This window comes from Pseudomonas costantinii (genome assembly GCF_001870435.1).
In the GTDB taxonomy this organism is placed as follows: domain Bacteria; phylum Pseudomonadota; class Gammaproteobacteria; order Pseudomonadales; family Pseudomonadaceae; genus Aquipseudomonas; species Aquipseudomonas costantinii.
Map to the genome: position 1 here is coordinate 39,006 of NZ_MDDR01000030.1, position 14,224 is coordinate 53,229.

9 protein-coding genes are annotated in these 14,224 nt (G+C 58.5%); 3 read left to right on the plus strand and 6 right to left on the minus strand.

The window, feature by feature from the left end; translation table 11 throughout:
• Positions 1-28: 28 nt before the first annotated feature.
• From BFL40_RS14630 to BFL40_RS14640, 3 genes are all read right to left on the minus strand, one after another.
• The gene (locus tag BFL40_RS14630; RefSeq protein WP_071484672.1) at positions 29-970 is read right to left on the minus strand and encodes a sugar kinase; all 942 of its coding nucleotides are present in this window, start codon (positions 968-970) and stop codon (positions 29-31) included.
• Positions 963-1,745, minus strand: coding sequence for a sugar phosphate isomerase/epimerase family protein (locus BFL40_RS14635; protein ID WP_071484673.1), 783 nt, complete (start codon positions 1,743-1,745; stop codon positions 963-965). Before BFL40_RS14635 ends, BFL40_RS14630 begins: the two co-directional genes overlap by 8 nt.
• Positions 1,746-1,889: 144 nt before the next feature.
• The gene (locus tag BFL40_RS14640) at positions 1,890-2,918 is read right to left on the minus strand and encodes a LacI family DNA-binding transcriptional regulator (protein ID WP_071484674.1); all 1,029 of its coding nucleotides are present in this window, start codon (positions 2,916-2,918) and stop codon (positions 1,890-1,892) included.
• Positions 2,919-3,192: 274 nt separating this feature from the next.
• Between BFL40_RS14640 and BFL40_RS14645 the strand changes: the two genes are divergently transcribed.
• From BFL40_RS14645 to BFL40_RS14655, 3 genes are all read left to right on the plus strand, one after another.
• Entirely contained in the window at positions 3,193-4,425 is a 1,233-nt protein-coding gene (locus BFL40_RS14645; RefSeq protein WP_071484675.1) for a hypothetical protein, read from the plus strand.
• Between the two features lie 125 nt (positions 4,426-4,550).
• On the plus strand, positions 4,551-6,629 hold the full coding sequence (locus BFL40_RS14650) for a hypothetical protein (protein ID WP_083374600.1): 2,079 nt from the start codon (positions 4,551-4,553) through the stop codon (positions 6,627-6,629).
• A 258-nt stretch (positions 6,630-6,887) separates the two neighbouring features.
• A complete protein-coding gene (locus BFL40_RS14655; RefSeq protein WP_071484676.1) occupies positions 6,888-9,158 on the plus strand; it encodes an autotransporter outer membrane beta-barrel domain-containing protein in 2,271 nt (756 codons plus the stop codon).
• Between the two features lie 50 nt (positions 9,159-9,208).
• Here BFL40_RS14655 and BFL40_RS14660 read toward each other — a convergent pair whose 3' ends face one another.
• The 3 genes from BFL40_RS14660 to BFL40_RS14670 all read right to left on the minus strand — a co-directional run bounded on the left by BFL40_RS14660 (position 9,209) and on the right by BFL40_RS14670 (position 14,204).
• Positions 9,209-9,850 (minus strand): DUF1345 domain-containing protein, encoded by a 642-nt coding sequence (locus BFL40_RS14660; RefSeq protein ID WP_071484677.1) that lies wholly within the window; start codon positions 9,848-9,850, stop codon positions 9,209-9,211.
• A 103-nt stretch (positions 9,851-9,953) separates the two neighbouring features.
• Positions 9,954-13,043 carry a multidrug efflux RND transporter permease subunit gene (locus BFL40_RS14665; protein WP_071484678.1) on the minus strand — a complete coding sequence of 1,030 codons (3,090 nt, stop codon included), beginning with the start codon at positions 13,041-13,043 and terminating at the stop codon, positions 9,954-9,956.
• 6 nt (positions 13,044-13,049) lie between these two features.
• Positions 13,050-14,204, minus strand: a complete 1,155-nt coding sequence (locus BFL40_RS14670; RefSeq protein ID WP_071484699.1) for an efflux RND transporter periplasmic adaptor subunit — start codon at positions 14,202-14,204, stop codon at positions 13,050-13,052.
• Positions 14,205-14,224: the final 20 nt, after the last annotated feature.

Sequence of the window (14,224 nt, forward strand, 5' to 3'; positions counted from 1 at the left end):
TGTTGTAGTTGTGGCAACAGGGTGTGGGTCATGCAACGGATCGAGTGGGTAACTCCGAACGGGTGGGCAAGCCTTCCATATCACCGCGGTTCTGTACGGCGCGGCTACCGATCCAATTACCGCGCTGCACCGCCTCGGGGAAACTTAAGTTTTCCAGCAGGGCGCTGATCATGCCGACGGCAAAACCATCGCCGGCACCGACGGTGTCCACCACTTTTTCCACCGGTACGGCGGCGATAAAGCCCTGGTCCATGTGAGTGCGGTAGTAGGCGCCATCAGGCCCAAGCTTGATGGCCACGGCTTCCGCGCCTTGGTCGAGGTAAAACGCGGCGATGTCGGCCGGGTCTTCGAAACCGGTGAGCAGGCGACCTTCGCTCAGGCCCGGCAATACCCAATCTGCCAGGCCTGCGAGGGTGTTGATTTCGCGGACCATCTGCTGCCGGCTGGCCCACAGTGAGGGGCGCAAGTTCGGGTCGAACGACACACTGCGCCCGGCCTTGCGCATCTGTGTCATCAGCTCCACGGACAGCTCGCGGGTGGCCTCGGACAACGCCGGCGGAATACCGGTGGCATGCAGGTGACGCGCTTGCAGCAGCGTGGGACTGATGGCGGCGATGGACAAATGGCTGGCCGCCGAGCCCTTGCGGAAGTACTCCACCTGGGGATCATCGCCAGCCTCTTCACGGGACTTAAGCTGAAACCCGGTGGGGTGCAGCGGGTCGACCGCGACATGGCGGCAATCCAGGCCTTCGCTTTTCAGCGTGTCGACCACAAAACGTCCCAGAGAGTCATTGCCCACCCGGCTCAACCAGGCGACGTTAAAACCCAGGCGCGACAGACCAATGGCGACATTGCTGTCGGCCCCGGCAATACGTTTGTGGAATTGGGCCACTTGGGCCAGGTCGCCGGTCTGTTCGGCGACAAACATCGCCATGGTTTCACCAAACGACAGGATATCGATCTCAGACATGCGCATTCTCCACGCGGGGCTGGCCAAGGTGGGCGAGGTGGGTGACCTGTTGCGCAGTGACTGCGACGAGGTCATCGCCTTGCAATGGGAATTCCACGGCTCGGGTAATACCTTGAGTCATATGCTTGAGCAGTTGTTCCCACAGATGCAGGTCGGTGGCGCCGGGCGGCAGGGCGACCAGCTTGCCGTCCTGGCGCCGGGCCACCGCCTTGCAGTGCAGGTAATCCACATGGCGACCCAGCAGGCGCGCGGCGGTGAGGGCGGATTGGTCCTGCCACTGCCAATTGCCGATGTCGAAGGTCATCTTGACCGGCAGGCCCAAGCGTTCGACTTCCGTGAAAAAACGCTGCATCGGCTCGATCCGTCCACCGTGCAGTGTCTGGTCATTTTCCACCAACAGCTTGACCGGGTGACGGTTAAGCAGGGCATGCAGGCTTTGCAGGTCGTTGGTGTCGGTGAAGTAACCGAGGGAGACTTTCAGCCAGCGCGCACCGAATGCCTGGGCACGGTCAAGGGTTGTGCAGAGTTCGGCGTTGGGCTGGGCGCGCCCGGCGACCCACAGCTCCAGAGGCGATGAAAACACCGACTCCAGGCCATGTTCGGCCGCTGCCTGGGCCAGTGTTGCGGGGTGTTCGGTGGTCAGCAGTTCTTCACGCCATTCGATGCGCTGGGCACCGGCAGCGCTCAGCAACTCGACAAAACTCAATTGCCCAAGCGTGCGTACAAGGTCGGCGCCGTAGCTGGAAAGGCTGATGGAAACGGGGTATTTATGCATTGTTGTTTACCTCTGAAACCGGTTTCATTTTTGTGCGTAGAGTGCCAACTAACATTTGCGTAGCCGCTGTCGAGCCCCAGCGAGGCTGCGTCGGCGGTCTGACTGACAAATCGCTGACGCAGCCTCGCCAAGGCTCGACAGCGGTTACGTGTTCTTTTTCCGCAGAGATTGGGTGGAGCCGCGAACGATCAGTTCAGGCAAAAAATCCAGGGTGCGCGTCGGCGCGTCATCGCCGCGCAAGCGTTTGAGCAGGCAGTCGAAGGCACTGGCGCCAATCGCTTCGGTCGGCTGGGCGAGGGCGGTGATGCCGTTGCCCACCAGCGGGTACCAATCCAGGTCATCCAGGGCGATCAGGCCGACATCCTCAAACAGGTTGCAGTCCAACACTTTGAGTGCACGGGTACAGGCCAGCGCGGCAATCCCGTTGGCGCAGAACAACGCCTTGGGGCCAGGCTTTGCAAGAAAGGCTTGTAAGCGGGTTTCCAACTCACCATTCAACTCCAACACCGCGCCGGTCAGCCCCGGGCGGCTGGCAATCTCGGCCTTGAAACTCTGCTGGCGTTCCAAGCGCGAACTGGTGCCATCGCTGGCTTCGCTCACCAGCAACACATCGTGGTAGCCCTGTTGTTGCAGGTGCTCCACTGCGATGCGCACTGCAGCTGGGTTATCCAACCCTACCAGGTCGCTGTGCAGCGGCTCGACCTTGCGGTCCACCAGCACGAGGGGCATTTCTCGCTGCAATTCCAGCAACTGGTCGAGGTGATGGCCGAGGGTATTCACGATCAGCCCTTCGATGTTGTACGAGCGCAGCGCTGCCAGGTGCTGGCGCTCCTGCTCGTCATCGCGGTCGGTGTTGCACACCACCAGGCTGTAGCCGTGTTGGCGGCAGGCGGTTTCGACGCCGTGCATTACTGCAATGGAGTAGGGGTTGCGGATATCGGCCACCAGCATGCCGATCAAGCGTGTGCGGCCGCGCTTCAAGCCGCGGGCCATCTGGTTGGGGCGGTAACCGAGTTCGCTGATGGCCTGTTCGATACGTAGCGCAATAGCGTCGGAGAGCAGGGCGCGGTCGTCACCGATAAAACGCGACACGCTGGCCTTGGACACCCCGGCGCGCTCGGCTACGTCGAGCATGGTCACGCGGCTGCGCTGGGCGGCGGAAAATGGAGTCACGGTGGCGGGCCTTTCTTATTGGATGGATGGGTTTACAGACCGAAGTAATCGCCTGAAACCGGTTTCATGAAACGCCAACGCAGCTTTTTCGTCAAGTGTGACTGAGGGCAGTTGTTCAGGAGCGCAGGTCAACAAACCGACGAATGGGTAGGCCCACCTGTTAGTTCTGACAGTATCTGGCGCGGGGCTTTAGGTGTTTAATTTTTCCTACAGCAAGCGGGTGGAAACACTTCACTCCTTACACTCCGTTGTGTCACCGACCCGAGGCCACAGCATGACTACCGTCCAGAAACCCTATTCCCGTTCCAGGTTGATGATGAGGTCATCTGGGGTCTTGAGCGGGCTAGACTCGGTGACGGTCTTAGGGGTTGATCCCAATGATAAGAGAGGGGTGGTGCTGCTTGCGTTTCTGCGCCCCTTCATGGTTCGAATTTCGGCCTGGCTGCCGATACCCTCGGTGGATGACCCGAAGCATATTGTTAAGGTGTTTTGGCGCAGTGACGATGGCGTCAAACTGCTCAAAACGGTGACAGTCGGGCCGCCCCCAGGTTCGCCGCCTGACTTCTACGATATTGAAATTGACCCGGCGGACGTGAGGCTGCGCTCTCGCACCGTCTTTATTTCCTACTCCATCGAAAACGCTGCGGGCCTGAGTGAGTCAAGCGAAAAACAGGCCATCATCGATCTGGACGCTCCACAACTGCGAAATCAGACGAAAAGGCTGAGCTTTGTAAATCAGCCGACACCGGCAGTAGACAGGGCTTACTTGAATGCCAACCCCCGCGTTGCATTCAACCTCTCGATTTTCGACGACAACGAGCCGTTAATAGACAACGTGGTTGAGTTTTATTTATCCAATCAGGCTACCCCTCCCGTAACGCCCGCGGATGGTCGCTCTCTGATCGATTTCAGCTTCACCCCATGGAGGGTGATGCTCGACGCCAAGGCCTTTGAGAAACTCAATGACGGCAACGCGTGGGTGTTCTACAAGGTTTTGGACAAGACAGGGAACGCTAGCGAAATGAGCGACGGCCTGCCTTTTACGGTGGCACTTGTCGTTGTCATTCCCCCCGTCAAAGTTCCGGCTCCTACCGTACAGCACACACTCACCAACGGTTATTTGACCGCGCGTTCGGTGCCACCGGCGGTGCAGGGTGTTTGTTGGTTAATAGCCCCCAATAGCACGATTCAGCAGGGCGATGTACTCACGTTTAAATGGCAAGGTTTTAGCGCCAATAACTGGAGTAATCCCATCGCGAATGTGGTGTTTACGGACAGCGTGACGTGGACGTCGACGCACAGTACGAGTGGCTGGACGGTGGTGGTACTGCCTTACCAGACGACCTTGTTTCCTTTGCGTAACTACGCGTCGGCGACGGGCACTTACGAAGTTCGACGCGGTGGTGTGCTGGTCGCCGAATCGCTAGTAGGTCGCGTGCGAACGGATTTGACGTATGCCACCGGTTGTTATGCCACGCCACTTGGAATTGTGTGTGATCCCAAGTAGCGGATGAGCATAAACGGTCGTTTTACGGTTCATAAACTTTGAAAGTTCGTGGTGAATAAACGCAAGTTTATTCAATGGCGAAGTGTGCAGTTAATCCTGGTGATTTACGTGTCTGGAGAAACAAAATGGACCCCACAAACAGAAAAATCATTGACGACTTTGAAGCGCGGCCTGTCAGGGCGTATAACCCGCCAAGATTGACTGTCGGTGTTTTTGAAGACGCAGTGGCTGGCTATACTGGCTTGATTACGAGTGCAGCGGGCAAAGCGCTTGTCGCAAATTTTGATATTACAAGATGGGTGCCATTCAGCACCGATGCGGATTTTCCGGACTTCTTAACTATCCAGCTTGCACCTTATACGGACTTGTCAAAATTTCCCACTGAAGCGGATGAAGATAAATACTTCAGCGATAACAGTCGAGGTTTTACCGTACAAATTAGCAACCCGGGGCCCATTATACCGGTGCCTATACCCAAATCGTTAAGGTCCGCAGGCGTGTACGTGGTTCGGTATTCGGTTGATAATCCGGATTTGGGTAACACGAGTTTCTCGGAGCCGCAGCTGTTTATTTACGACGACAAAACGCCGTATACCAATGAAACTCCGCCCGCCCCGCAGCCTCCATCGCCTCTGCCGGTCCCTTTTGATCGGGCTTTTTTCGCGAGCCAACCAAATGAGACGGTCTTTTTTACAATTCCGTATGACGCCTTGAAAGGACGTTCCGAGGACGATTATGCAGAGACAAGGTTAGGTTTTCTGGATTGGCCTACACCGATTGATCCACCTGACCCTGAAACGAAGTTCAAGTTATCCAACGACCCGGCCATTCCCGCCACGATTCCATTGTCGTTGAAAACCATTGAGGCTGAGTCCGACGGAAACTACCGTTTTGCTTATCGGGTGTGTGACGTTGCCGGAAACTGCAGTGACTGGTCGAATGCCTACCGGCTGACTCAAGTCGGCGTAGCCCCCGTACCGATCGACTTGCTGGCGCCGACCGTTGAACTGGCCGCTGACGCTATCACCACTGACGGCCTGATCAACCGCGCAGATATCGCCCAGGTAGGCGGTATGAACGTGGGGATTCTTGCCTACACCAACATCCAACGTTCCAGCCCATCGGACATCGTCAGGATCAGGCTCACCACGGCGAATGGTGTTGTGGATCTAACACCTATCACCGTGGGCGCCAGCACCTTTCCGCTGCGGGCTTCAGCCACTGTAGCTCAGCTGACTACGCTGTACGGAAATGCCAGAGGCAACTTGCCTCTGACGGTTTCCTGGAGCGTTGACCGTGGAGGGGTGATTTACCCTTCGGCATTGTCTACCACGATCAACCTGGATAAATCCGTTGTCGGGCCACCGCCAGTAGATGATACGGATGTCAACCCAAGCTTGATTCCTCTGGTAGTCAACGCGATTCGCGCCAATGGCTTGTTCGGCCCGGACAACCATCTGGAACGTGTGGACGCGAACCTGCCTGCCCGGGCGCGGGTGCAGTTGTGGACGGTTGCGACAACACCGGAAAACTCAGTGCCGTTCACGCTGACGCTTGTATACGGCTCCAAGACGTATGCTCAACTTGTCACGGCGATACCGGTCAGTCGCGCTATCGATTTCACGATTCCGGCGGCCGATATTATCAGCGAGGGTGGTCCGACGGTGTCGGCTTATTATGCGATTACTACGGCAGGCAGTACGAACCCGCAGCGGCCGACATTGACTAACGTCATTGTTGACTCTGTCTTTAAGCGTATGGACGCACCCGTTATCCGGAACACGTCGGGCACGCGCAAGACAATCAACTGCCCGTGCTTTGTGCCTGTTAATTCCGGCGCGCTTAAAGTGTTCCTCCCGCCGTCAGTTTATTTGCAGGGAGGCTCGATCCTGACGCTCACCTTTGAAGGGTTCAGCAATAACACTAATACGGCACCGATTGTGGTGACGCATACCCAGACTTACTCGGTGCCCGGGACGGCCGCCGCAAGTGGCTTTGAAGTCGACTTCGGGTCATTTGCAACCTTGCTGAAGCCCATTCAACCGTCGCAAGCTTTTGTGAACATGGGGTCGGCAAACATCCGTAGCAGCGTTCAATTGCCGGGTGAAACAGTGTCGTCTGATGACGCCATTCATCGAGTATTGGGCGTGAGAGTGGGCACGACTTCTCCAGTTTACTGTGATGGTCTGCCTGTTCCTGCTTAATCTGTCGGGTTGTAAAAACAGTGAATGCCAAAGAGGGGTGGAGCCCTCTTTGGCGTTTTTAGTTAGGTCAGAGTCAATAATGATTCGCAGGTTGCCTGCGTTAACATCAACTGTTTCATAACGGCCTGAGCTTAAGGAATGTCCTACAGATTCAGGTGGACTGCTGGGTGATCATGCCGCCGCTTGGTAGCGGGGCTCAAGAGGTTCCGACCCGCCTTAATTGTTTCGTAAAGAAGCATTCATTAGAGGTCCACTCAGATGTCGGCAGTATTTAACTTCAAACAGACGCCCTTGAGCATTGCCCTGGCGGCTCCCGCGGTCACGTTGCTGTTTCTTGTCGCCCCGGATGCCCAGGCGCGAACTGAAGTCGTTCGCCCAGGCACGACGATATCGTCTACCACCGCGGTGGATAATTATGTATTGCGTCCGGGTTCGAGCTTGATTTCAGTCGGTGCGACCACCAACCAGATTGATATGCAAGGGGCCGGCCTGACCCTTCAGCCAGGCAGCCAGACTCAGGAAATTTCTGCGACGTTACGATCCAGCGTAGTCGTTGACGGTTCACGAGTGACTGCGCGCCCCGCCGTTGCGACGGCCATTTTGGTTAACAGCAACAGCAGTGCATTAATTACCAACAAAAGTATTGTCTCCAACGCTGGTGGTTTCGGCGTGACTGCCAGCCGGTCACTGGCGGGTACCGATGGTTCAACCGTCACGGTTATCGACAGCAGCGTCTCCGGGTTGACACGTGGTATCTCGGCAAGCGCCTACAGCGTCGTGAACCTCGACCGGGCAGTGGTCGAAGGCACGGGCGCCGCCGGCACCGGTTTGGTATTGGCGAACGCAGACGGTTTCGTCAGGAATAACAGCCGCGTAGTGGGTGGGCTGAACGGTGTCAATCTGCGTGCGGACTCCAATTTGAGCCGCACCAATACCCTGATCCTCGATAATTCAGTCGTCGAAGGCCGAACCGGCTCAGCGATCCTGGTTAACCCTTCGGTGAACAGCGGTGCCCTGAACGATATTCAGGTGCTTAACGGTTCGAACCTGATTGGCGGCAATGGTGTTCTGATGGAGGTGGGCAATAATGCCACCGCCAACCTGAATATCGACAACAGCGCCTTGATCGGTGACGTCGTGATTGGCACGGGCAGCACCGGCACCGTGCAACTGAACAACAATGCCTCGCTGACCGGCCAGTTGTTCAACGTCAAGCAACTGGATGTCAACAGTGGTGCCCAGTGGGTATTGGTGGGCGACAGCCAGGTCGATGCCTTGAAGATGGGCGGTGGCTCCGTCGTGTTTGGTACCCCCACCCAATACCTTCAACTCAATACCAACAATTTGACCGGCAATGGCACCTTCGCCATGCACACCAACTTCAACACCGGCGAGACCGATCTGTTGAACGTCAGTGGTAATGCCGAAGGCAACCACCAACTGTTGATTGCAGCCAGTGGCTCAGAGTTGGCCACGGGTGAAGCCATCAAGGTGGTACACACGGAAAGCGGCGGCGCGAAGTTTGGCCTGGTGGGCGACACCGTCGATGTCGGTGCCTTTGAGTACGGGCTCAAGCAGGAAGGCACTGACTGGCTTCTGGATACCGAGAAAAAGGGCACCAGTACCAGCGCCAAGGCGGTATTGGCGTTGGCCACTGCGGCGCCAGCCGTATTGATTGGCGAGTCGAGCGTACTGCGCACCCGCATGGGCGAAGTGCGCTTCGGTGAAGGCAAGAGCCAAGGCCTGTGGATGCGCGGTTACGGTAACAAGATTGATGTGGCGGCCAACAGCAACGGCGTGGGCTATTCACAGAATCAGAACGGCTTCACGCTGGGTTTCGACAATACGTTGAATGAAGAGTGGACGGTTGGCGTCCTGGGTGGTTACAGCAACTCCAAGTTGGGCCTGAGCCGTGGCAGCAGCGGTATGGTCAACAGCTTTTACGCGGGCATTTATGGTATCTGGCAAGACGACAGCGGCGTGTATGTCGACGTGGGCACAAAGTACAACCGGTTGAACGGCCAAAGCCAGGTCAATATGAGCGATGGCCAGCGCGCCAAAGGCAAATACACACAGGATGCGGTCAGTGGATGGGTTGAAGTGGGCCGCAAGATGCCGCTCAACGATGAAGGCGCTTTTATTGAACCGTTCGCCAAGCTGGACACCGCTGTTATTGGTGGCTCGAACTACACCATGGACAACGGTCTGAAGGCGAAGAGCGATCGATCCCTCTCGGCGATCGGCAAGGTGGGTGTGACACTGGGTAACGATATCCAGCTCGACAGCGGCGCCAAAATCCAGCCATTCGTACGCGTTGCTGCAGCACGTGACTTCAGCCCGGACAGCAACGTTTATATCAACGATCAGAAGTTTAAAAACAACCTGTCGGGTGCAGGTATCGAGGGTACGGTGGGTATGGCTGTTGCGCTTTCGTCAACCTTTAGCATGCATGCCGAACTCAGTCATGGCAAAGGCAAGGCGTATGACACGCCGTACAGTGGCACTGTAGGTGTGCAGTGGGCCTTCTAAAGACACGCACTTGAACAAGGGGAAGCTTCGGCTTCCCCTTTTTTGTGCGCCTAACTGAACAACCCTGCGGCAATATTGATCGAGAAACCCAGAATCGCCGTATTGAACAAAAAACCAATCAACGATTGCCCCAAGACCACTTTGCGCATTGCACGGGTAGCAACACCCACATCCGCCGTTTGCACAGCCACACCGATGGTGAACGAGAAGTACAGGAAGTCCCAGTAATTGGGGGTGCGCAGGTCTTCGGCAAAGCGCAGCGCTGGCTCATCACCCTCCCAAGTGTAAAAAAGGCGGGCGTAATGCACGCTGAAAATCACCCCGATCAGTAACCATGAGCCGATCACCGTCAGCCCGGTAAAACCGTAATGCAGCAGGCGCGCAGTGCTGTCCAGGTCCTTGATGCCCACCAGGTTCAGGGTGATGGTCGCCAGGCTCGCAATCGCTGCGATGCACACCATGAACAGCACGAGCCCGGCGTTTTCATCTTCGGTTTCGGCAATGCGCTTTACATCGTCGGCCCGGGCCCGGCTGATCAGCCACAGCATCAGCACCAGGTAAGTCCAGACCCCGGCGTTCCAGCCAATGAGCATTTTGCTGATGAGCGTATCCGCCGGCGCCAGGATACCTGCGGCAAGGCCCAGCACAGCGGCGGCGGAGAGGCGAGGGTGGGTAAGGGCGAGGAAGCGCATGGGTGCTCACAACAGGGGAGGTTGTGAGCACCATAGCGCAGAACCGATTTGTTGTGGCTGGCGCGCTTGTTGTGGCAAGCCCGCTCGCCACACAAGTGCGGGCTTAGCTCCTTTTGCGCACCAGCTTCATGACGACCACAAAGAACACCGGCACAAACACCACCGCCAGCGTCGCGGTGATCATCCCGCCGATCACGCCTGTACCAATCGCCTGCTGGCTTGCCGAGCTGGCACCAGTGGCAATCGCCAACGGCACCACGCCGAGAATAAACGCCAGCGAAGTCATGATGATCGGTCGCAAGCGCAGTCGCGCGGCTTTCAAGGTGGCGTCAATCAGGTCTTCGCCCTGTTCATACAAGTCCTTGGCGAACTCGATGATCAGGATCGCGTTCTTCGCCGACAAACCGATGATGGTGATCAAGCCGACCTTGAAGAACACATCGTTAGGCATGCCGCGCAGGGTCACCGCCAATACCGCGCCGAGTACACCCAGCGGTACCACCAGCAACACCGAGGTCGGAATGGACCAGCTTTCATACAGCGCCGCCAGGCACAGGAACACAATCAGCAGCGACAGGCCCAACAGCAACGGCGCCTGAGAACCGGACAAACGTTCCTGCAACGACAAGCCGGTCCATTCCTGACCCAGGCCCGCCGGCAGTTGGCTGACCAGGCGCTGGATTTCTTCCATCGCCTCACCGGTGCTGTGCCCCGGCGCCGCTTCGCCGCTGATGGCGATGGCGGGGTAGCCGTTGTAGCGCGTCAACTGCGTTGGACCCTGGGTCCACTTGGCTTCGACAAACGACGACAGCGGCACCATTTTCCCGGCGTTGTTGCGCACGTTGATCTTCATCAAGTCCGCCACCTGGCTGCGCTGGTCGCCTTCGGCCTGCACCACCACCCGCTGCATACGGCCCTGGTTGGGGAAGTCGTTGATATAGGCCGAGCCGATAGCCGAGGACAGCACATTACCCACGTCGGCGAAGGACACCCCCAGCGCGTTGGCCTGCTTGCGGTCCACTTGCAACTGCACTTGCGGTGCTTCAGCCAGGGCGCTTTCACGCACGTTGGCCAGTATCGGGCTCTTCGCGGCGGTGGCCAGTAACTGGGTACGCGCGGCCATCAATGCGGCATGGCCGACGCCGCCACGGTCCTGCAAGCGGAACTCAAAACCGCTCGATGTACCGAGGCCGTCTACCGGTGGTGGCAGGATCGCGTAGGCAATCGCGTCCTTGAGCTCGCTGAACGCGGCGTTCGCACGGTCGGCAATTTCCGAGGCCGAATCTTCACTGCTACGTTTGGACCAATCCTTGAGTGTGGTAAATGCCAGCGCCGCGTTCTGTCCGGAGCCGGAGAAACTGAAGCCCATGATCATGGTGGTGTCGCCCACCCCCGGTTCTTCAGCGTTATGCGCCTCGATCTGCTCGGCAACCTGCACCGTACGGTTCTTGCTCGCGCCCGGTGGCAGTTGGATATCGGTGATGGTGTAACCCTGGTCTTCCACCGGCAGGAACGAGGAGGGCAAGCGGCTGAACATCAGCCCCAGGCCCACGAGGAGTACCAGATAGATCAGCAAGTATCGGCCGCTGCGCTTGAGTGCATAGGCCACCCAGCCTTCGTAGCGGTCAGTGAGTTGCTCAAAACGTTTGTTGAACCAGCCGAAGAAACCGCCCTTGGCATGGTGCTCGTCCTTGGCGATCGGCTTGAGCAACGTGGCGCACAGGGCCGGGGTCAAGGTCAGGGCAAGGAACGCCGAGAACAGGATCGAGGTGGCCATCGACAGCGAGAACTGCTGGTAGATCACCCCCACCGAACCCGGCATGAACGCCATCGGCAGAAACACCGCGACCAACACCAGGGTGATACCGATGATGGCCCCGGTGATCTGGCCCATAGCTTTGCGCGTGGCTTCCCTGGGCGACAGGCCCTCGGTGACCATGATGCGTTCGACGTTTTCCACCACCACAATTGCATCGTCCACCAGGATGCCGATGGCCAGCACCATGCCGAACATGGTCAGCACGTTGATCGAGAACCCCAGCAACAGCATGGTGGCGAACGTGCCCATCAGCGCAATCGGCACCACCAGGGTCGGAATCAAGGTGTAGCGCACGTTCTGCAGGAACAGGAACATCACCGCAAATACCAGCGCCATCGCTTCCAGCAAGGTGTACACCACCTTGGTGATCGAGACTTTGACGAATGGCGAGGTGTCGTACGGGATTTTGTATTCCACGTTGGCCGGGAAGTAGCGCGACAGCTCATCCATCTTCGCTCGCACCAGAGTCGCGGTTTTCAAGGCGTTGGCCCCCGGCGACAGCTGCACGCTGACGGCGGTGGACGGCTTGCCGTTCAAACGCGTAGAAAACTGGTATTCCTGGCTGCCGACTTCCACCCGTGCCACGTCGCCGATGCGCACGGTGGAACCGTCGGGGTTGGCCTTGAGCACGATGTCGGCGAATTCCGCAGGTGTCGAAAGCTGGCCTTTGACCAGGATCGCGGCAGTGATTTCCTGGGTTTTCGTACCCGGCAAATCACCGATGCTGCCCGCTGAAACCTGGGCGTTCTGCGCGCTGATCGCGGCATTCACGTCGGCCGGCGTGAGGTTGAAACCCACCAGTTTCTGCGGGTCGATCCAGATGCGCATGGCACGCTCGGCGCCATACAGCTGGGCCTTGCCTACGCCGTCCAGACGCTTGAGCTCGTTCATCACGTTGCGCGCCAGGTAATCGCTGAGCGCTACGTCATCGAGCTTGCCATCGTTGGAGGTGAGGGTGACCAGCAGCAGGAAACCGGCGGAGACTTTTTCCACCTGCAAGCCTTGTTGGGTCACCGCTTGAGGCAAGCGAGACTCCACCGCTTTGAGCCGGTTTTGCACATCGACCTGGGCCATTTCCGGGTTGGTACCCGGTTGGAAGGTGGCGGTGATGGTGGCCGAGCCCAAGCTGCTCTGGGATTCGAAATACAGCAGATGGTCGGCGCCGTTGAGCTCCTGCTCGATCAGGCTGACCACGCTTTGATCCAGGGTCTGGGCTGAGGCACCCGGGTACACCGCGTAGATTTCCACCTTCGGCGGCGCGACGTTGGGGTACTGGGCCACCGGCAACTGCGGGATGGAGAGCGCGCCGGCCAGCAGGATAAACAGGGCGACCACCCAAGCGAAGATCGGGCGGTCAATAAAGAACTGCGGCATGGCGGATTATTCCTTTACGAGCTGGCCAGAGGCTGGGCTGTCATCCACCTCAACTTTTTCACCGGGGCGCGCGTGTTGCAGGCCCTCAACGACAATGCGGTCGCCGGGTTTGAGGCCGCTGCTGACGATCCAGCGATCCCCGATCACCGCACCCAACTCCACGGGTTGCTGGCTGACGGTTTGTTCGGCGTCCAACAGCAGCACCATCGGGATGCCGGCGCTGTCACGGGTGATGGCGCGTTGCGGCACGCTGATCCCTTGTTTATCGACGGCTTGTTCCAGGCGCACTCGCACAAAACTGCCGGGTAGCAGGTCGAGGTCCGGGTTGGGAAACTCGCTGCGCAGGATAATTTGCCCGGTGCCCGGGTCGACGCTGATTTCGGCAAACAGCAACTTGCCCGGCAACGGGTACAGGCTGCCATCGTCCTGCACCAGCGTGGCCTTGGCCTGGTCCTGGCCGACCTGCTTCAAGCTGCCGGCACGGAAGGCGCGGCGCAGGTCATTCAGCTCGCGGGTGGACTGAGTGAGGTCGGCGTGGATCGGGTCCAGTTGCTGGATGATTGCCAGCGGCGTGGCTTCGTTCTGGCCGACCAGTGCGCCCTCGGTCACCAGCGCGCGACCGATACGCCCGGAAATCGGCGCGGTCACGGTGGCGTAGCCCAAGTTCAACTTGGCGCGTTCGACGGCGGCCTTGTTGGCGGCGACTTCAGCGTTGGTCTGGCGCACGGCGGCGCGGGCGTTGTCGTAATCCTGGCCGCTGATGGCGTTGCCTTCGACCAGTTGGCTGTAGCGTTGCTCTTGCAAGCGCGCCTTGAAAGCATCGGCCTCAGCCTTGCTCAAGTTGGCCTGGGCGCTGTCCAGGTCGGCCTTGAAGGGGGCCGGGTCAATGCGAAATAGCACGTCGCCCTGTTTTACGTCATGGCCTTCCTTGAACACCCGCTGCATCACCACGCCGGCGACCCGCGCACGCACTTCGGCAATGCGTGGCGCGGCGATACGCCCGCTCAGCTCGCTGCTGATGGAGAGGGGTTTGGCCTGCAGGGTTTCGATGCGGACTTTGGCCGGGGGCATTTCCGGCGCTTCGTCGGCCGACTGGCCACAAGCACTCAGTGCCAGCGTCAGGGCCAGCAGGCAAAACGGCGCAAACAGATTCTTCGACATGCTCATATCCCAATATTGAC